Annotated in this window: 12 protein-coding genes and 2 tRNA genes; 9 read left to right on the top strand and 5 right to left on the bottom strand. The window is 39.3% G+C overall.

Features of this window, described 5'->3' with window-relative positions; translation table 11 throughout:
* The first annotated feature begins 311 nt into the window (after positions 1-311).
* Entirely contained in the window at positions 312-3,269 is a 2,958-nt protein-coding gene (locus tag ACFSKL_RS21745) for a T9SS type B sorting domain-containing protein (protein WP_376889306.1), read from the top strand.
* On the opposite strand, the gene ACFSKL_RS21740 is transcribed toward ACFSKL_RS21745, so the two are convergent.
* The 3 genes from ACFSKL_RS21740 to ACFSKL_RS21730 are packed head-to-tail and all read right to left on the bottom strand — an operon-like array spanning position 3,270 to position 7,640.
* Positions 3,270-4,169: an FkbM family methyltransferase gene (locus tag ACFSKL_RS21740; RefSeq protein ID WP_376889305.1), complete on the bottom strand. Its 900-nt coding sequence runs from the start codon at positions 4,167-4,169 to the stop codon at positions 3,270-3,272.
* Positions 4,170-4,171: 2 nt separating this feature from the next.
* Positions 4,172-5,218: a glycosyltransferase family 4 protein gene (locus ACFSKL_RS21735; RefSeq protein ID WP_376889303.1), complete on the bottom strand. Its 1,047-nt coding sequence runs from the start codon at positions 5,216-5,218 to the stop codon at positions 4,172-4,174.
* Complete coding sequence (locus ACFSKL_RS21730) at positions 5,205-7,640, bottom strand: hypothetical protein (protein ID WP_376889301.1); 2,436 nt, start codon at positions 7,638-7,640, stop codon at positions 5,205-5,207. Before ACFSKL_RS21730 ends, ACFSKL_RS21735 begins: the two co-directional genes overlap by 14 nt.
* Positions 7,641-7,818: 178 nt before the next feature.
* Between ACFSKL_RS21730 and ffh the strand changes: the two genes are divergently transcribed.
* Positions 7,819-9,156, top strand: coding sequence for a signal recognition particle protein (gene ffh, locus ACFSKL_RS21725; protein ID WP_376889299.1), 1,338 nt, complete (start codon positions 7,819-7,821; stop codon positions 9,154-9,156).
* A gap of 297 nt (positions 9,157-9,453) precedes the next feature.
* On the opposite strand, the gene dprA is transcribed toward ffh, so the two are convergent.
* Both dprA and ACFSKL_RS21715 read right to left on the bottom strand, forming a co-directional pair.
* Positions 9,454-10,572, bottom strand: a complete 1,119-nt coding sequence (dprA, locus tag ACFSKL_RS21720) for a DNA-processing protein DprA (protein ID WP_376889297.1) — start codon at positions 10,570-10,572, stop codon at positions 9,454-9,456.
* The gene (locus tag ACFSKL_RS21715) at positions 10,556-10,906 is read right to left on the bottom strand and encodes a MerR family transcriptional regulator (protein ID WP_376889295.1); all 351 of its coding nucleotides are present in this window, start codon (positions 10,904-10,906) and stop codon (positions 10,556-10,558) included. Before ACFSKL_RS21715 ends, dprA begins: the two co-directional genes overlap by 17 nt.
* Before the next feature lie 175 nt (positions 10,907-11,081).
* Here ACFSKL_RS21715 and ACFSKL_RS21710 point away from each other — a divergent pair, with 175 nt between their 5' ends.
* From ACFSKL_RS21710 to ACFSKL_RS21680, 7 genes are all read left to right on the top strand, one after another.
* Positions 11,082-14,204 carry a PKD domain-containing protein gene (locus tag ACFSKL_RS21710; RefSeq protein WP_376889294.1) on the top strand — a complete coding sequence of 1,041 codons (3,123 nt, stop codon included), beginning with the start codon at positions 11,082-11,084 and terminating at the stop codon, positions 14,202-14,204.
* Between the two features lie 371 nt (positions 14,205-14,575).
* A complete protein-coding gene (locus ACFSKL_RS21705; protein ID WP_376889292.1) occupies positions 14,576-17,719 on the top strand; it encodes a PKD domain-containing protein in 3,144 nt (1,047 codons plus the stop codon).
* A 72-nt stretch (positions 17,720-17,791) separates the two neighbouring features.
* Positions 17,792-18,808 (top strand): UDP-glucose 4-epimerase GalE, encoded by a 1,017-nt coding sequence (galE, locus tag ACFSKL_RS21700; RefSeq protein WP_376889289.1) that lies wholly within the window; start codon positions 17,792-17,794, stop codon positions 18,806-18,808.
* 255 nt (positions 18,809-19,063) lie between these two features.
* Positions 19,064-19,137: transfer RNA gene (locus ACFSKL_RS21695), tRNA-Asp, on the top strand.
* A 52-nt stretch (positions 19,138-19,189) separates the two neighbouring features.
* A tRNA-Asp gene (locus ACFSKL_RS21690) sits at positions 19,190-19,263 on the top strand.
* Positions 19,218-19,442 carry a GIY-YIG nuclease family protein gene (locus ACFSKL_RS21685; protein ID WP_376889398.1) on the top strand — a complete coding sequence of 75 codons (225 nt, stop codon included), beginning with the start codon at positions 19,218-19,220 and terminating at the stop codon, positions 19,440-19,442. Before ACFSKL_RS21690 ends, ACFSKL_RS21685 begins: the two co-directional genes overlap by 46 nt.
* 325 nt (positions 19,443-19,767) lie before the next feature.
* Positions 19,768-20,715 (top strand): acetyl-CoA carboxylase carboxyltransferase subunit alpha, encoded by a 948-nt coding sequence (locus ACFSKL_RS21680; protein WP_376889287.1) that lies wholly within the window; start codon positions 19,768-19,770, stop codon positions 20,713-20,715.

The raw sequence follows: 20,715 nt of genomic DNA, 5'->3' as shown, positions 1-20,715 counted from the left end.
AATTCAACAATGAAGTACGTTGGATAATCATAGCTTAAATACAATAGAAATTAAATAGTATTTTTACAAGAATCGTCCAGCTGTTGTTATTGGATGGATATTATAGCCACAATCGTATTGAATTATTGTACCATGCTTTAAATAATCACTATGATTTTTTGATCAATTGTTGTTCTAAATTCCATTTATGGTTCTTATTGGATTTATCCAAAGGAGTTTAAATTGTTTTATAGTTTAAATTCAAATTCTGTGATTTTAAATATTATCTTTCCAAGGTATTAGTAAAGTTACTTCGGAGATATAATAATTTCATGCGTGTAGTTAAATTCATACTGCTTTATTCTTTGTTCTTTCTAGGGATTGAGTCATTGGAAGCTCAAGTGCGAGTGCCATTTCAACCACGCTCACCTGATGCAGATCCAACAAAGAAAAACTACAGGATCAATGGTGATTTTCTGATCATTGGGAACACAAATCTTACATTGGAAGATTATGATGATAACAAGATGAATGATAATCGCATGGTCTATACCTCAGCTTTTGCAGGAGGAACAGGCCTGCATTTAAATTCATCTGCAGCCGAGTTGAGGTTCCCACAAATTAATGGAGTAAATCATGATTGTACAGAAATCTTGTATGCGGGACTTTATTGGACAGGTCGAAGTGGACCCGATAGAATGGTGCAAATTACTGATGTAGGTGCGTTTCGAACAAAGGATAAGCAACAAATCACTTTCCAAGGTCCAAGACCTGGTCAAATTGCTAATTTAATTACAGATCCTACTTCTATCCGCTTCCCAGTGGGAATGGATACTCAAAATGATGTTGGTATCTTTGTAGGTTACTTGGATGTTACCGATTTTGTCAAATTTAATAGAGAAGGATCGTATGTCGGAATTGATGTAGCCTTGCTACAAGGAACCAATTACTATTTTGGTGGGTGGTCATTGGTAGTAGTGTATGAAAACCCACAACTACCTTTGAAAGATATAACTGTTTTTGATGGGTATGCATTTGTAAGAGGGAATTTCCCAGAGGAATTTGTGATTCCCATTGATGATATCAAAACTCAAGAAAAGGGAGATGTACGTGTCAAAGTAGGTATCATGGCAGGCGAAGGTGATGTCGCAGCTGAAGGAGATTTTTTCTCTATAGAGAGAGGGGTTGGAACAAATGATTTTGTACCGCTATCACATGCTTCAAATTCAACTACAAACTTTTTCAATTCAAGCATAGAAGTAGGTAATTCTTTAAGGAATCCTTTGTTTAAAAATAATACTGGGATGGATCTGGCAACATTTTATATAGATAATCCCAACAATGAATTGATAGGTAATAACCAAACAAGCCTTCGCTTCAAATATGGGACAACATTCGATACGTATGTGATTTATAACCTGACTATAGCGATCGATATAGATGAACCCAAAATAGAAGGTTTTCATCAATTTCTTGAAGTCAATGGGAATAGTTCGATCCCCAATAGCTTCAAACCAGGTGATGAATTGACATTGGCTATAGATATCAGAAATTTGGGAGAAGAGCGCTTATTGAGTAATCGGCTTGAATTGACTCTTCCCAAGGGAGTTGAGTTAATGTCAGTAAAGCAGGAGAATATTCAGCAATCGACTACCACAGGAGTGAGCCAAACCATAAACCCAGATGGATCTACTATCATTTCTTGGGAGATGGGTAATTTGGATCCTGCTGTAGATATTCAAGAGATCTTGGCAAATTTCACATATACAATTCGCATTAGTGAAAACTGTGATGATTTGGCAGGTCTATGCGGTGCATCTTTTTCTCTTAATGGTTTTTTGACTGGAATACAGTCAAGTAGTGGTGAATCCTATGGTCAAATTCCCCTTGTCATCCAAAAAGAAGCTGGTAATATTTGTACATCAGGTACTTCTATACCAGGTTCTATTGATTTGAGTTTGGAGGTATTTGATTTCTATGTGGAAAATTGTTTGAATCTAGAAGATGGAAATATAGAAATCTGTAATCTTTCTCTTATGACTCAGGTTTCAATGCCTGATATATCAAAATTCTTTCCCGCCAACACTCGTTTTTTTGATAGAAACCCATTGGAACCAAATGCACTTGAATTGGGAGGAAATTCTGGAAATCCATTTCCTGCTTCTAGTGGGATTGATTTTTATGCAAGTTTTAGTGAGGATGAATTGGGTTGTTATGTACCTTTTCAACTAGCAGAAAAAGTGCTTTCAATTAATGTTGATGTCGACAAGGCTTGTGATTCGTCAGATGGTCTTCGTGCTATCACAATGGATATAATCGGACTGAGTCCTTCCAGTAAGCTTTTACTGAATGAATTACCCGTTACTATCAATGATTTACAGCGTTTGGCTCCAGGGGATTATACCTTAGAGATAGAGGATGGGATTTGTACAGTTTCAGAATCATTTGAGGTAGCGACTTTCGAAGTGTTTGATGTAGTAATGATAGCCAGCAAAAGTGTCTTTGAGATCCCGTGTATGGGATCGGATGTGGGCCTACTGGTTTTAGAAGTAAATGGCAATACGGAATTCAACAAATTGGAGCTAAAGGGTATTTTAGAAAATGGGAGTATAATAGAGAGAAGTGTTTCCAATCCATTAGTTGGAGAGCATATATTTGATTTGCTTCCAGCCGGCAGATATGAGTGGCTGCTCGAATCAAAAGGATCGTGTACCCAAGAAGGACAAACCTTAATAGTAGAAACTAATGTAACCCAAGTTCCTGCTGAGTTATCGTTTTCAAGTATAGAAAGAGGTAATGCATTCTCATTTTTGGTAGGAGAGGACATTCAATTTTTCATTGACCAACCTTCTATCTATAATGATGTAAACTGGGATTTTGGAGATGGGCAATCGTCAACTTTGGAGAGTCCAGTGCATGCATTTCGATCAACAGGTACCTTTACAATTGTGCTTTCACTTTTGGATGAAAATGGGTGTTTGTTGCTTGATCAGAAAGAAATTCAGATTTCAGGAGGAAATTTACGGGTTCCGGATGCATTTTCACCAAATGGAGATGGTGTAAATGATTATTTCTTTCCCGTATTTCTACAAGTGGAAGAACTGACTTTGAGCATTTTTAATCGCTGGGGAGAATTGCTTTTCTATACCAATGACCCAGCATCCAAAGGCTGGGATGGAAGCAATCGTGGACAATTGTCTCCAGTGGGTTCATATGCTTACCAATTGGAATATCGCATGGAAGGGGAAAGCTCCCAAATACTTAGAGGTACTTTTTTTCTAATAAAATAATTACTTGATTAAAAATGGATCAATAAGTTCTTTTTTGGAAGGATGGACAAAAAAGCAGTTTCTTACTCCATTGTCTATACTCCGAATTATTGTATCTGTTTTTCTTAAACCTTCTGGATAATGATTGTAAAATTCATATCCGTGTTTTTTAAAAATAGATTCCAATTGGGCTTCATTTGATAAAAATAATGTCTCACAAATGAATATTGGGTTTGTTTCTGATAGAATTTTTTCTCCAGATTCAAGTATTAAATGTTCTGTGCCTTCAGTATCTATTTTAATAAGATCCACCGAACCTGGATTCTTGCTATAGTAATTATCTAATGAAGTGGCTTGGACAACATTTGTATCAAAAGCTTCATTTTTATTTAATTCTTCCTCACTTCCTGTACCTGCAAGGTTATGTTTCAAGTAAGTATATTTCTTGCTTTTTACTTCATGGAACGTTATATCACCTTCTTTTTGGGAAAGGGCTAGAGACTCCACTTTTATTTGGCTGAAGTTGTTCAAGTTGACATTGGTTTTTAAATAATGAAGCGGGCCTTTTGCAGGTTCAAAAGCCGTTACTTTAATTGTTGGGTTTTCCAATGCTGCAAGAAGTGAGTAATAACCTATATTGGCGCCGACATCATAGAAGCCTTTAACCTTTTTCACCAACTCTACAAACAATTTTGTGTACTCGAAATTTTCATAGCCTTCCCAGTAAATTAATTGAGTTAGGTAGTTTGTCTGATTTGTATGGATTTTAAGTTTTTTTCCTGCCTGATTCTTTATGACGATAGTTCCAGAAGGAGGTAGTTTTACTTTTTTAGGTAGGATAGGGTAAAGCAGCTTATTAATATTCCTGAATACAAAGTTTATTTGAGGTTGATAAATTATTCTATACAATAATTGTTTCATATTTAATTGTTTGATAGAGTTTTAATAAGCATTTTTTTTCTGTTTTCCAGATTGTACAATTTGGTTATCCTGTTTCTAGGAGTTTGATCTGTATTTTGCTCAATGTTGAAGTTCAATAACTTATTTACTTCACTTTCCAATTCTGCAATTTTTCTGGATTTAAGAATCAATCCAGTATTGCCAATAATTACCGGGATTTCATTGACATCAGAACCTAAAGGGATACAACCACATAGCATAGCTTCACAAAGAGCACATCCGAAACCTTCAAATATTGAAAGTTGAAAATAGAAATTAGCTTTTTGGTAATAGCTTCTAAGTCGCTCGGGGGGTAACTTACCCAGAAAATATACATTTTTCGTAGTTGAAAGATTCTCTGGTTTTTCCATTCCAGCAATAAGAAAAGTGTAGTCCTTAAATTTCTCTCCCAATTGAACTATCAAATCTCCTCCTTTGAGAATAAACTGTTCTTTCGAGAGTACTGAAATGAAAGTATGTTGACCCTTTCTTACATTTTCACCTGGTTTCCAAAAATCAATATCAAAACCATTTGGGATTACTGTGTGTGGAGTATTTAAATTGGGGAAATGATATTGGAAACCGTTTGTAATTGTACTGTTAGGGTTGTTAAATTTATTTTGGGAAAATACCAATGAATTACTGACAGGTAGTAGCATTGTTGCCCATTCATATGACTTTTTACAAAACCATTTTAAAAGGGGAATTCTCAAGCTACCATAATTCAGTTCAGGGATGGCTGCGCAGTCTGTTCCGTGAAGGACTATATAAGAAGGTTTACTGAATATTTTCCCCAATAAAGTCGGCAAAAATGACCAGTACCCACCAAAATGAATCAGGATAAACTTGCATTGACTTATCGAAACCAGCAAATGAAAAAGCTGACGGATAAGGTAAATAGGAGCAAGTTCTTTCTTTTTCCAATTGTAATGATTGATGATCAACTCATAGTGTTCAGAAAGTAATTGGATATCCTGAACAATAAATGACTGAAAAGAAGGGACAACAATCAGGGCTTTAGGCTTGACCATTAGATGATGATTTTCTGATGGTCATAATGATGCTGCCTAAAAACAATAACACCGCTAAGTATTGGAAAATGACAACCATCGGTTTGGTAGAGTAGTAGGAAGCCGGCTCAAACTTCATCTCCACAGTGCTTTTGCCTGCTGGCACGACGATTCCTCTAAGTAGATAATTTGTTCTGATGATTTCAGCTTCTTGACCATTTATGGTGGCTTTCCAGCCAATTGGATAATAGATCTCAGAGAATACCACAAGTCCTCCTATTTCAGCAGTTACATCATATTTCAATTCATTGGGACTTTGATAGTCAAGGAAGACAGTGCCGGTACCAGCCTCGATTTCCCCAAATTCCTGCATATTTATCGTTGCTTCTTCCAGCGTATTGATTTGTGGGATCAGCTCGATTTCCTCATCATTGCTGTTGGTGGAGATGATTTTTGAAGGAAACCAAGCGGGTCCTTTCGCATATGGATTCTCAAATACAGCATTTTCAGCTTGCCCAGCCATGATGTATTTGGTGTTTAACATGTTCAAGGCATTGAGGTTTTCAAAATCAAAATCACCTGCTTGGGCTTTTTGGATAAACTGGTTCATCTCCGGACTGATGACGTTTTCGATCAGCTCTTGGTACCTTCTCATTTTTGCCCCATGGTAACCACCCACGCTGTTGAAGAAATAGGAAGTCCTTGCATCGTTGAATGGATTAGCCAAATTCAGTACCCTGAAATACCCCTGATCCTGTAGTATCATCTTGTCGGCAGGTGTAGCGGCAAAAAACTGCTCAGATGGGTTGAAATCAAACGAATCGTTGTTCAAATAGCGTTTGTTGATGATCCATAAATCAAAAGTCAAAAGAATGGCTACCCCCAATCCTGCAAGTTGGATAGAGATTTTGTTCTTCAATGCTGCGAAAATCAAACCGCCCGAAAGGATGATAAATATAAAACTTTTGAACGCACTGGATCTGAGAAATGCTTTTCTGTCATCTTGTACAGCTGAGACCAGCCAGTCAGGAAGGTTTGTGTCTACTGTTCCCCTGAATCCAAATGAGCCGGCTAAAATTGCCAAAACCAGTGCGAAACCAGCCGTACTTGCTAAAGCAATTACCAAGTTTTTTACGGTCTTTTTGTCGAGTTTTTCAGAGAATAATCCTTCCAAGCCCAAAGCTCCCAACAAGGGTATTGAAAACAAGGCTATACAGAGCGCCATGGATGCAGCCCTGAATTTATTGTATCCAGGCAAATAGTCGAAGACTGTGTAGTTGAACCATTCCAGGTTTTTGCCCCAGGCCAAGAATAGAGATAGAATCGTAATGGCAAGAAATGCATTTCTGTAGGATTTTTGGGCATACATAATTCCCAATACAAACAGGAAAACCATGATGGCACCACCATAAATCGGACCGCCCGTACCTGGCTGATCTCCCCAATAGGTTGGTGCACCATTGAGAAAACCTCTGATTTGGGCATTGTCAACACCGTTTGCCCTCAGTGCGGCTTCTGTGTTGGAACCTTCGGGAAGTGCTTCAGCACTGCCACCTCCGTAGAAAAACGGAACCAATAGCGTCAATGTTTCCGCTTTTCCCTGTGACCAATTGAAGGCATAATCTTTATCCAACCCCGCTTGGGAACTGCTTCCAGTTTCAAGATTTGGGGCACCTCTGGTAGAGTATTTTCCATATTCATATACACTCAAAAATCTACTGATATTTCCCCCGACAGCGATCAATGTACCCAGTATGAGGATCAAAGCAATTTTTCCAAATGCCGGAAGCTGCTTGGTTTTGACATGTTCATATATCACCGCAATCAAGTATATGAATACAATGATAACGGTGTAATAAGTGATTTGGAGATGGTTGAATTTGAGCTGCAGCATCAATCCCAAAGTGAAAAGTGCCAATCCCAGCAACTTCTTTTGGTTGAAAGCCAGATGGATACCTGCCAGTATCAATGGGATAAGGCAGATTGCCCAAATCTTCGCATTGTGACCGGCATCTATAGAGATAATGTGGAATGTATTGAAAGCAAATGCAATGGATCCGATGATTGAGAATTCAGGTCTGACTTTGAAGCTTAGCAAAAGGATATACATAGCCACCATTCCGAAAAATATGGAATTGATAGGGTGGGGAAGTCCCAATGTCAAAACTTTGATGATGTAGTTGGTGATGTCTCCTGCAATTTCAAAGCTTACCAGATAGGAAGGCATACCTCCAAACATGCTGTTGGTCCAAAGGGCTTCTTCACCTTTATCCGCTCTGTGGTCCAAAATTTCCTTGGCACCACCTTCCCATTGGAGGATGTCATTTTGGAAAATGATTTTGCCATCAAATACAGCTGGTGAAAAATAAAATAGAACGATCAAGTAGAAAACAGCCACACTGATGGCATGTGGTAGAACGTCTTTTTTTAGATTGATATGCATTTGGTTTTTGTTTTCAAATTTGAGAATGTCCGCAAATTAAAAAATAAAAAGAATGTGTAGGGATTAAATCACAATTAACTTTCTTGATGCCAATGGAAGGATATGTCAAAACCTTTGAGGTAAGCAATCCCTTTTCCCAAATAAATTTCTATTTTTGCATCAAATAGAATAAAAAGGCATGTTTGATAATCTGAGTTTAAAATTAGATAAAGCTTTTAAGACCCTTAAAGGGACTGGTAAAATCACTGAAATAAACGTAGCGAGTACGGTTAAGGAAATTAGGAGAGCCTTGATCGATGCTGACGTTAACTATAAAGTAGCCAAGGAAGTAACTGATACAATTAGGGAGCAAGCGCTGGGTAGAGATGTGCTGATTTCAGTTTCTCCAGGTCAACTGTTGGTCAAAATCACCCAAGAGGAATTGACCAAGTTGATGGGTGAGACCAAGGCGGATGTCAATATCAAGGGAGATCCGGCTGTAGTGTTGATTTCAGGACTTCAGGGTTCTGGTAAGACTACATTCTCAGGTAAATTTGCAAGCTACCTCAAAAAACAAGGAAGACAGGTGCTGTTGGTGGCATGTGATATCTATAGACCGGCGGCGATTGATCAGTTGAAAGTATTGGGTGAGCAGATAGGGGTGGATGTATATGCAGAGCCTGAAAATAAAAATGCATTGGAAATAGCAAACAATGCCATTGCCTATGCAAAGAAAACAGGTAAAAAGACTGTAATCGTCGATACTGCGGGTCGTCTAGCTGTAGATGAGGAAATGATGAAAGAAATCGAGGCTTTGAAGAAAGCTTTGAATCCATCAGAGACTTTGTTTGTAGTAGATTCCATGACTGGTCAAGATGCTGTAAATACAGCCAAGACTTTTGACGAGCGTTTGAATTTTGATGGGGTTGTGTTGACCAAATTGGATGGTGATACCAGAGGTGGTGCAGCCATTTCGATCAGACACGTAGTCAATAAGCCAATCAAATTCATCTCCACAGGCGAAAAAATGGAAAATCTGGATGTATTCCATCCGGATAGAATGGCACAGAGAATCCTTGGAATGGGTGATGTGATCTCTTTGGTAGAAAGGGCACAGCAGACATTTGACGAAGATGAAGCCAAAAGGATCAACGCCAAGATCAGAAAGAACCAGTTCAATTTTGACGATTTTCTTTCCCAGTTGGAGCAGATCAAGAAAATGGGTAACATCAAAGACCTGATGGGCATGATTCCGGGAATGGGAAAAGCCATGAAAGGGTTGGATATAGATGATGATTCTTTCAAGCCAATCGAGGCGATCATCAGAAGTATGACACCATTGGAGCGTGAGAACCCAGACGTGATTGATGGAAGCAGAAGAAAAAGAATAGCTACCGGTAGTGGTAGAACCATCACGGAAGTCAATAATCTGATGAAGCAATTTGGCGATATGCGAAAACTGATGAAGCAGATGAACAAAATGGGAGGAGCACAAAAAGCACTTGGCAACATCATGCCGAAGATGGGAAGGAGATGATACTCCAATGAACCAAGCAAGAAGCTGAATTCTCTCGCAAAGATTTCAAAGGTGCAAAGTTTCGCAATGTTTTTTGCACGCAGAGACGCAGAGTGAGGTTTGTTTTGAACCTGGGATAAAGCTTTTGGGATTAATCGAATAAATAGATTTTGAGAAGGCAAAGGGAGGCTAGTTTCCCTTTGCCTTTTTTTGTTAAATATTTCGATTTAAAAAGATTATAAGGGGATAAATGGCACAGAATACTTGTTTGACAAACAAATGTTCATTGTCTGCTAAGAATCATTTTTCTGATATAATCTAATGTACCAAGGAATATCTTTTTCCAGGCAATACTTTGATCAATCCCTCGAATTCAAGATTCAGAAGTTTGGAGGAAAGGATGGAATTGGATAAGTTGGTTAAAAGGGAAAGTTGATCGATTTCGATTTCTCCTTTTTCTTTTAGGATTTTCAAAACAGCTTGTTCATCTTCTGGTAGCGTAAGCCATATTTTTTCTCTGTTGAATCTACTTTCCTGTGGATTCTCTTTTGACCACGATAAAGCTTCTTCTATGTTTTCCACCCCTGTAAAAATAGACGCCTTCATTTTGCTGATCAGATTGTTACAGCCTTCACTTAGTGGTGATTGAAGATTTCCAGGAATGGCAAAAATTTCCTTATTGTATCCATAGGCAATTTCGGCAGTGATCAATGCCCCACCTTTGATGGCTGCTTCTACTACAATCAATGCGTCTGATAATCCTGCAATGATACGATTCCGTTGGGGGAAATTACTTGAATGCATTTTTGACCCTGGTTTATATTCGCTCATCAAGCCACCTTTTCCCATCATTTCGTTGGCGGTATTTTTGTGGAGTGATGGGTAGATATTGTCCACAGCTGATCCCAAAACCCCAATAGTTGGCAAGTCATATTGAAGTGCTGCACGATGTGCTTCAATGTCTATCCCATATGCCAAGCCACTGATTATCGTTGGTTGGTAAGGGACCAAGTCTTCAATTACCTTTTTGGTGACACTTCTGCCGTATTCCGTGCAATTCCTTGTTCCGACTATTCCGATGGTTCTGGAAGGGTTTAGGGACGCATTTCCCTTTACAAATAGCGCCAAGGGAAAGTCTTCAATATTCTTCAATCTTTCGGGGAAATCTGAACTGGAAAAAGTTACTATCTTAATGTTTTTTCTTAGACAGTCATTCAGGATTTGGTCGGCAAATTTTAGATTCGATTCAAACTCATTCCTTATTGCTACAATTTGTTTGCCTATTCGGGGGATTTTTTCGGCTTTTCCTTTGGTGATTTTCAAGAAATTCTCGGCACTACCGGCATAGGCAAGAATACCCCTAAATACGGCAGGACCAATTTTGGGGACTAAACTTAATGCCAATTCATATTGTAAAGTTTCATTCGGGTTTGACATGCATGGTATCCCTTATTTCTGCTAAAAATTTCTTGATTTGATGTAGTTTATCGATTGTAGCTACTTTGTCAAAAACGTGGTTCTGTTCTTTTTTGATTACTTCTTGGGCTCCTTGTAGCGTAAAGCCTTTCACTTTTACCAATTGATAGATGTATCGGATTTTTTCAATGTCTTCTTTGGTAAATCTCCTGTTGCCTTTTTTGTCTTTTTTTGGATTGATGATATCAAATTCCCCTTCCCAATAACGGATCAAAGATGGGGCAACCTTAAACATGGTGGCAACTTCACCAATTGAAAAGTACTTTTTCTCTATTTCACGTTCTTTGTACGGCACAGCTGATTATTAAAAGTTAACCAATCAAAATTAACAAATTATTTCAATTGAGGGAAGACAAAGTGTCCATATTCCACATTTTCTGTTAACAAGATAAATAATTTCCAATTAAGGTTAAATATTGGGAAATTGATTTCTATATTGATAACTGATTTAGAGTTAATTGCCCCATTAAATGAATAAAATTTTACTTTATAGATTTATCATACTGAACGCTCTTTTTTTAAGTGTTTTCATCCATAATGTTTCATATGCCCAAGTGACGACTGTGGGAAAAGAGTTTTGGGTGGGTTTTATGGAGAATAATGGAGCATATCCCCAAGCTCCTGATATTGGTATCATTGTCATTACTGCAAGTGAAGCATCAGCGGGAACAATTGCATATCCCGGTAGTACAGTAAATTTCAATATTCAAGCTGGTCAGCAGTTTGTGCATAGAATAGAGAATTATGATGCACTTCATAGAAGATCCGGTGTGGCGGAGAATAAAGGTGTACACATTCTTTCTTCCGGAAATGTTTCCGTCTATGCGTTCAATGAACGGATAAGAAGTGCAGATGGTACAGTTGTGTTGCCAGTCAGTACACTTGGAAAGGATTATTACATTACTTCCCATTTTGAGGTAGTGACGGTCAGTACTACCTTCAATCCCAATGAAAACAACGAAAGCACACTTCTGGTGATTGCAGTAGAAGACAATACAAATATTGAAATAACGCCCAAGGTGAATACTGTTTCTGGGCAGGTAGGAGGAGTTCCGTATGTGATTCAATTGAATTCAGGGCAATCCTATCAACTCAAGGCTAGAAATGATTTGACTGGTTCCAGGGTAAGGGTAGTTGGGGATAATGCCAATGATTGCAAAAATATTGCTGTCTTTGGGGGGAATAAGTGGACAGGTGTAGGAAATTGCGGGCATGCCAATGACCATCTTTTTCAGCAAGCATATCCTGTAAATACTTGGGGAAATGAATTTTTGCATGTACCACTTGCAGGAAGAAATTCAGGGGAGCTGGTTAAGGTTTTGGCTTCGGAAGAAAATAGTGAGATCATCATCAATGGGGTAAGTGCAGGGACTATTGGGCCTGGGGAATTTATTTCCAGGGATTTTCCACATACGCAGACGGCATCTATTTCTAGCGATAAACCCATTTCGGTGACTGGGTTTGCAAAAAGTATGGATTGTAATCTTCCAGGGGCAGGAAGCAGTATTGGGGATCCATTTATGGTCACATATAGCCCTAACCAGCAGCTTTTAAGTCAGATCACTTTCAATGCATTACAGTTACCCTCAATTAACTCCCATTATGTCAATATTGTCACTGCTACGGAATCTGTACAAAGCACACGATTGGATGGGCAGAATGTTGGGAATCAATTCAATCCATTTCCAAGTAATCCGGATTTTTCCTACGCAAGAATCCAGATTTCACATGGAGTACATCGTTTGGAGAATTTTGACGGGCTAATTGGATATGTATATGGTTTTGGGGAGATAGAATCTTATGGCTTTGCTGTCGGGGCAAGTTTGGAGAATTTGAATTTTGAAATTGAGCAGAAATATGAATTCGAAGTAGAGGGGGATTTGGTAGCTTGTCTCAATTCGGAAGCTGTTTGGGAAATCAATCCAGAGAATGAAATTTTCGAATATTTCACATGGGATTTTGGTGATGGTTCTGCTCTTTTGGAAGGAAAGGAAGTCAGCCATACTTTTGAAACCCCAGGTACTTATGAGGTTTTAGTCACAGCATCAATCAGTCCCGAAAGTTGTGATCAACAAGAAGAAGTACGTTTTGAAGTATTGGTGGAAAGTTTTGAAGGGGAGATTGCAGGGCCTACCAGTGTTTGTCCTGATATTGAAGAGATTGAATATGATTTTGTTGTAGACAACGAGATTTTAAGGATAGAATGGGAGGTTGAAGGAGGGGAGATTATTGATGAGACTGAAAATCGTGTCACGGTAAGGTGGGGAGAGACTAACCCGTCAGCAAAATTGATAGCCCTACCTTTTAACCTTGAAGGATGCCCAGGTGAGGTAGTTGAGCTAGCGGTAAAAATCAACAACCAAATAGAGCCGAAAGAATCAATTGGAGAAGTTCAGATTTGCTTTGATGGGACGACGATCTATGAATACAATGTGCCCAACCCGGTCGATGGAAGAGGGTACGAATGGTTTGTGACGGGAGGCGATATAATTGGGTCAAACGAAAATAGTGTTTTGCAGGTAAATTGGTCGATTCCCGATACGCTTGGGCAAGTACGGTATCGTGAATATAGTTTGCTTAGTGGAGATTGCGAAGGGTTTTCTCTACCTCGGAATGTTGTTGTGACTGGGGTTTTCACAGCAGAAGTAAATGGGGATACTGGTATTTTGTGCTTTGGTGAAGAATCGGGAACGATTGAATTGAATGTGTCCGGTGGTCGTGCTCCATATACCTATAAGTGGTCTCATGACCAATCATTGGATTCCCCGATTGCCGAAGGTGTTCCGGCAGGGGTATATGCAGTAACCGTTGACGATAGCTTCGGGTGTGAGATTAAGATAGAAGACATCATTGTATCTGAGCCACCCTTGCTGGAAGTTTCAGGAATCACTACAGTCTCTACAACTTGCTTTGGGAAGGCTGATGGAGCTGCGACTATTGAAGTGTCTGGAGGTGTAGTGCCATATACCATCAATATTCCTACAAGTATTGTGCAGGGCAATTCGATTTTACTTTCCGATTTGGAAGGAAGGCCTCACGAACTGGAGATAACCGATGCCAATGGATGTAAGCTTCCAGTGAGTTTTGTTGTGGACTCGCCGTTGCCTTTGGAGGTGGATGTGAGGATTGAGAAATATGCCTGTCCGGGAGAGTCAAATGGTGAGCTTGTCGCCGAACCATTAGGAGGTAATGGTCCTTTTAGTTATACATGGAGTTTGGATAATTCAAATCAGACACTCCTTCAGGGTGTTCCAAAGGGAGATATTGAAGTTACAGTGGTTGATAGCCGGGGTTGTGTGAGTTTTGGGAATGGGGAAATGTTGGAAGCGGATCCAATCGTGCGCATGCCAACTGGATTCAATCCAAAAGTGGGGGTATATGAAGGGGTTGCGAATTGTGGATTGGATTATGAATTGTCGGTATTTACAAGATGGGGAGAATTGATCTACCAAGGTACAAGCGGTTGGGATGGGAAAATCAACAACGAAGAAGCTCCGCTTGGTACATACAGCTATGCTTTTTCCTATGATTATATTTTGAATGGTGAAGCAAAAAGCGGTCAAGTTACAGGTAGTTTTACATTAATCAGATAGTTTTCAGAATTCATTCAGGGAAATTGCTTTTAGGCAGAATCTTCGAGGGTTTAAATTTAATCACCTGGGCCTGTGTCCCCACAGGCCAATCCACCTAAATTGGACACCCCTTGAAGTTTCTCGCTTTGAAACTGTCAAACGCGGTTTCCCTGAGAATTCATTATATACTTCTGTGTTTATCTTTATAAAATCAAATGTCATTAAGGGTGCTTTTAAATCTTCGAGTAAATGATTCATAGACAATAATTTTTGGCGGGACAGGAAAAATATTCAAATGAGGTTTTTTAAGAAAAATAATTTCCAAATAAGCTGACATATTGAAAAATTGATTTCTATATTGATCCCTAATTCCAAGTTAATTGTTACGCCAAATGAATAAAAAATTACTTAAGATATTTATTATCCAAGTCTTTCTATTTTTAAATGTTTTCATCAACACAGTTTCATATGCACAAGTGACCACAGTTGGAAAGGAGTTTTGGGTGGGTTTTATGGAAAATCATGGAGACCGCTATGAAGCCCCTGATATTGGGATAATCGTAATTACTGCAAGTGAAGCTTCGACCGGAACTATAGCGTATCCCGGGAGTACGGTTAACTTCAATATCCAGGCTGGGCAGCAATTTGTACGTAGAATTACCAATTTCGATATCCTACATAGAAGGTCCGGAGTCAAGGAGAATAAAGGTGTCCATATTGTTTCTTCCGGAAATATTTCCGTTTATGCTTTCAATGAGAGAATAAGAAGTGCCGATGGTACAGTGGTATTGCCGATTAGTTCGTTAGGGAAGGATTATTACATCACATCCCATTATGAGGTTAGTACCACTCCTATCACCAATCCTATTTTCCCTTCATTGGTAGGAACTGTTTTGCCTAATTTCGAAAGCACCATGCTTGTGGTGGCTGTGGAGGATAATACAAACATTGAAATAACTCCAAAAAGAAACACTGTTTCTGGCCAGGCAGCGGGGATTCCATATGAAATCCAATTGAATTCAGGAGAGTCATACCAATTGAAGGCTAGGGGTGATTTGACTGGTTCACGCATTAGGGTAGTAGGTGATAATGCCAATGAATGTAAAAATATAGCTGTTTTTGGAGGGAATAAATACACGGGGGTAGGAAATTCTGGACTTGCAGGTGATCATTTATTTCAGCAAGCATACCCAGTGAATACTTGGGGGAGTGATTTTTTGCACGTACCGTTTGCAGGAAGGGATTCTGGGGAATTGGTAAAAGTATTGGCTTCTGAGGATGGTACTGAAATCACCATCGATGGCGTGACTGTAGGGACAATAGGGGCAGGAGGATTTATTTCCAGGAATTTTTCACATACAGAAACAGCGTATATTACTGGCAGTAAGCCAATTTCGGTGACTACGTTTGCAAAGAGCATGGATAATAACCTCCCAGGCGCTGGAAGGAATATTGGAGATCCATTTATGATGACTTACAGCCCAAACCAGCAGCTGTTAAGCCAGATAACTTTTAATGCCTTGGAATTACAAACCATTGATTCACATTATGTAAATATAATAACAGCAACTGAATCAGTTCAAAATACCCTTTTGAATGGGCAAAATGTAGGGGGGCAATTCAATCCATTTCCCAGTAATCCGGCTTTTTCCTATGCAAGGATCCAGATTCCTTCTGGGGTAAATAACCTTGAAAATATGGATGGTTTTATAGGCTATGTTTATGGTTTTGGTATTATGGAGTCTTATGGTTTTGCGGTAGGTGCAAGTTTGGAAAATTTGAATTTTGAGATTGCCTCTGAATATGAGTTCGAAGTTGAAGGTGATCTCGTTGCCTGTCTCAATTCAGAAGCTATGTGGAGAATCAAACCTGACAATGAAATTTTTGAATATTTCACATGGGACTTTGGTGATGGATCTGCCATTGTAGAAGGGAAGGAAGTTAGCCATACTTTTGAGACTCCAGGTACTTATGAGGTTTTGGTTACGGCATCAATTAGCCCAGAAAGCTGTGATCAGCAGGAAGAGATTCGTTTTGAGGTGACAGTAGAGAGGTTTGAAGGTGAAATTGTCGGTCCGGTCATTGTTTGTCCCGATGTAGATGAAATAGAGTATGGGTTTGAGATTGGCAATGAAACATCGAAGATAGAATGGAAGGTGGAAGGTGGGGAGATTATCGAAGAGAATGGAAGTAATGTCACAGTGAGGTGGGGGGAAGCCAATCCTACAGCTAAATTAATAGCTCAACCTTATAATCTTGAAGGATGTCCTGGGGAAGTTGCAGAGTTGATGGTGCAAGTCAATAACCAAATTGAACCACAAGAAGCGATTGGTGACGAACATATTTGTTTTGATAGCACGAAAATCTATGAATATAGCGTGCCTGAGCCTTTGAATGGGAGAGGATATGAGTGGTTTATAGTAGGGGGTGATATCATAGGTTCCAATGAAAACAGCATGGTACAAGTAAATTGGTCTATTCCAGAAGCAAGTGGAGAGATTTGGTACAGGGAATATAGTTTGAAGAATGGTGATTGTGAGGGGCTTTCTCCAGTGAAGAGTGTTTTGGTGACTGGGGTTTTTACAGCCGAGGTGGATGATTCTACTGGGTTATTGTGTTTTGGCGATGCATCAGGAAGGATTCAATTGAATGTGGTTGGAGGTCAAGCTCCCTATACTTTTTCATGGTCTCACGATCAGGGCTTGAATACCCCGATAGTCGAAGGGATTCCCCCTGGAATGTACACTGTGAAGATTGTTGATAGCATTGGATGTGAAATCAATATGGAAATCAATGTTTCAGCACCTCCCATGCTGGAAGTTGCTGGAATAGCTACCGTTTCAACAACCTGCTTTGGCAGAAGCGATGGGACAGCCACCATTGAAGTGACTGGTGGAGTTGCCCCATATTCTATCAATTCTCCATCAAGTATTGTTCAAGGAGATTTGATTTCACTTTATGATTTGGAAGGAAGGTTGCATGAATTTGAAATAACGGATGGAAATGGGTGTGTTTTACCTGTGAGTTTTATTGTAGATTCACCTTTGCCTTTGGATGTGAATGTGCGGATAGAAAAATATGCCTGTCCCGGGGAATCGAATGGTGAGTTGATTGCTGAGCCCGAAGGTGACATAGGGTCATATTCTTATACATGGGATTATGACAGCTCAAACCAGGTTTTCCTTCACGGAATATCAAGAGGTGCGTATGAAGTTACTTTGGTCGATAGCCGGGGTTGTGTGAGTTTTGGGAATGGGGAAATGTTGGAAGCTGATCCAATCGTACGCATGCCAACTGGATTCAATCCAAAAAATGGGCTATACGAAGGGGTTGCGAATTGTGGATTGGATTATGAATTGTTGGTATTCACAAGATGGGGAGAATTGATTTACAAAGGCACAAGTGGTTGGGATGGGAAAATCAACAACGAAGAAGCTCCGCTTGGTACATACAGCTATGCTTTTTCATATGATTATATTTTGAATGGTGAAGCAAAAAGCGGTCAAGTTACAGGTAGTTTTACTTTAATCAGATAGTTTTCAGAATTCATTATGTACTTCTGTGTTTATCTTTTTAATATTGTAAACCATTAAACCAAACACGAAAAAATGAAGAATATTTTAATCACGGGAGGCGCAGGTTATATTGGCTCCCATACTGCAGTTGCATTGGTAGAATCAGGTTATACCCCGATCATTATCGATGATTTTTCAAATTCTGAAAAAAGTGTTTTGAATGGATTGAAAAACATTTTGGGAAAGGATGTTAAAACTTACATCGGGGACTGTAATGATAAGGGGTTGGTCCAGACTATTTTCAAAGAAAATAAAATTGATGGTGTGATCCACTTTGCAGCAAGCAAAGCAGTAGGCGAAAGTACTAAAATTCCCCTCAAGTATTACTCAAATAACATAGGGTCGTTGTTGGTGATGTTGGAAGTGATGAAAGAGTTTGGAGTGAAAAACATTGTGTTTTCCTCTTCATGCACAGTGTATGGACAACCCGATGAATTGCCAGTATTGGAGACTACACCAAGAAAAGAAGCTGAAAGTCCGTACGGCAATACAAAAAAAATCTGTGAGGATATTCTCCACGATGATGCCAAGAGTAAATCGGGAGTCAAGGTAGTTGCCTTAAGGTATTTTAATCCTATTGGGGCGCATCCGAGTGCCGAGATAGGTGAGTTGCCAATTGGAGTCCCTGCGAATTTGATTCCATTTGTCACCCAGACAGCAGCTGGGATCAGGGAGAAAATCACAGTGTTTGGTGATGATTATGATACCAAAGATGGAAGCTGTGTAAGGGATTATATCCATGTATTGGATTTGGCAGATGCCCATGTCAAATCATTGGAGTATTTGGAAAAGCAGGAAGATAACTTTGTAGACATCTTCAATGTCGGTACTGGTAATGGGAATACAGTGTTGGAAGTAATCCAAGCATTTGAGAAAGTGTCAGGAAGGAATTTGAATTATGAAATCGGTTCAAGAAGGGCAGGGGATATTGAGAAAGTGTGGGCAAATACCGATAAAGTAAAAAATACATTGGGCTGGGATCCTAAGTTTTCACTTGAAGATAGTCTTAGGGATTCTTGGAATTGGCAGAAAAAGCTTTCGGGAATTTAAATTTTAAAGGGTTTTAACGCTTTAAAAACTCAAGCTTTAAAAATTATATCCTTGAATGTAAGAATGATATCGTAAAGGTGTGTATTTTTTTTAGATCATTTTTTGCAATGACTATCCAAAATACTACCTTTGCATCACTTCAAACGAGAAGGTGACAAAAAAATTGAGTAAGAGTGTTAGTTCAGCTGGTTAGAAAGTCCCGACAAGTCGGGAAGGTAGCTGGTTCAAGTTTCACTTAAGAAAAAATAAAAAAACGGAGTGGTAGTTCAGCTGGTTAGAATGCCTGCCTGTCACGCAGGAGGTCGCGGGTTCGAGTCCCGTCCATTCCGCTATTAATATTTGTTTGAGTTACAAATATTTCTTAAAATCAAACTCAAAAAAGGAGTGGTAGTTCAGCTGGTTAGAATGCCTGCCTGTCACGCAGGAGGTCGCGGGTTCGAGTCCCGTCCATTCCGCAAAGTCCCAAGCAAAACTTGGGACTTTTTTCGTTATAGAATTTTTTGTTTACATCCTTCAATCCCTTCAAGATAGCAGCTATTATATTGGCTATACAGGAGATTTACAGACAAGGGTTCAGAAACACAATAGTCCGCATAAAGGTTTTACTTCCGGAAAACTCCAAAATAAATTATGACTATCCGCTTTCTTGGACGTAGCCAAACAATAGATTGTTGGATGAACAATTTGTGGTTCTGTTGACTACGCCTCGGCGCACAAGTGTGAACTGTTGTCTACGCCACGGCGCACAAGTTATTGACGAGTATCCGCAACTTATAAAGCTACTTCTTACTCAACGTGCAACATTGCGGATAATCATATTATAAAATACTGTATACACTCTTGATTTTTCAGATTTTTCAAGTACTTTAAATTTATGTCTCTAACTTCCAGTGTATTGGATAAAAATATTTTTCTTAGTCATATTATTTTTATCTTTGTCTTTGTCAAAAACGCTTACTATGGTATTAGAATTCGAAAAGCCAATTGCTGATTTGGAGCTTAAGTTACAAGAAATGAAAGACTTAGCGAAAGGTAAGAATATAGATCTTGCCTCGGATATTCAGTCTTTGGAAGAAAAGATACAGACTTTGAAAAAAGAAACATTTCAAAATTTGACTAGATGGCAAAGAGTTCAGCTATCTAGGCATGCGGATCGGCCATATGCTTTGGATTATATTTACGAGATGACCAATGACTTTATTGAGTTGCATGGTGATCGCTCTGTAAAGGATGACAAGGCAATGATTGGTGGTCTAGGGGACTTAGATGGCAGATCTGTCATGTTTATAGGGCAACAGAAAGGTAGGAATACCAAACAGCGCCAAGAGAGAAATTTTGGAATGGCCAATCCTGAAGGCTACAGAAAAGCGCTTCGCCTGATGAAAATGGCAGAGAAATTTGGAAAACCCATAGTGACTTTGATCGATACCCCCGGAGCTTTTCCTGGTATTGAAGCGGAAGAGCGTGGACAAGGTGAAGCGATTGCAAGGAATATCAAGGAGATGTTTATGCTGAAAGTCCCTGTGATTTGTATCATCATAGGAGAAGGTGCTTCTGGTGGTGCTTTGGGAATTGCAATCGGAGACAAGGTTTTGATGTTGGAGAATACTTGGTATTCTGTGATTTCTCCGGAATCCTGCTCTTCGATTTTGTGGAGAAGTTGGGATTACAAAGAGCAAGCGGCAGAGGCACTGAAGCTCACCGCAAATGATATGAAATCCAATGGCTTGATTGATGGGATTATCGAAGAACCACTTGGTGGAGCACACAAAGACATGAAAAGAATGTCAGGTACGATCAAGGCTAGTATTTTGGAGGCCTTGAAAGAGTTGGACAAAATCAAACCTGAAAAGAGAATTGATCAAAGAATCGATAAATTCTGTGCAATGGGTGTGGTGGTAGAATAA

It is taken from the genome of Belliella marina (genome assembly GCF_042682445.1).
Classification (GTDB): Bacteria; Bacteroidota; Bacteroidia; order Cytophagales; family Cyclobacteriaceae; genus Belliella; species Belliella marina.
Note: the sequence above shows the minus strand (reverse complement) of the source record. Positions and strands in the feature narration are given on the sequence as shown.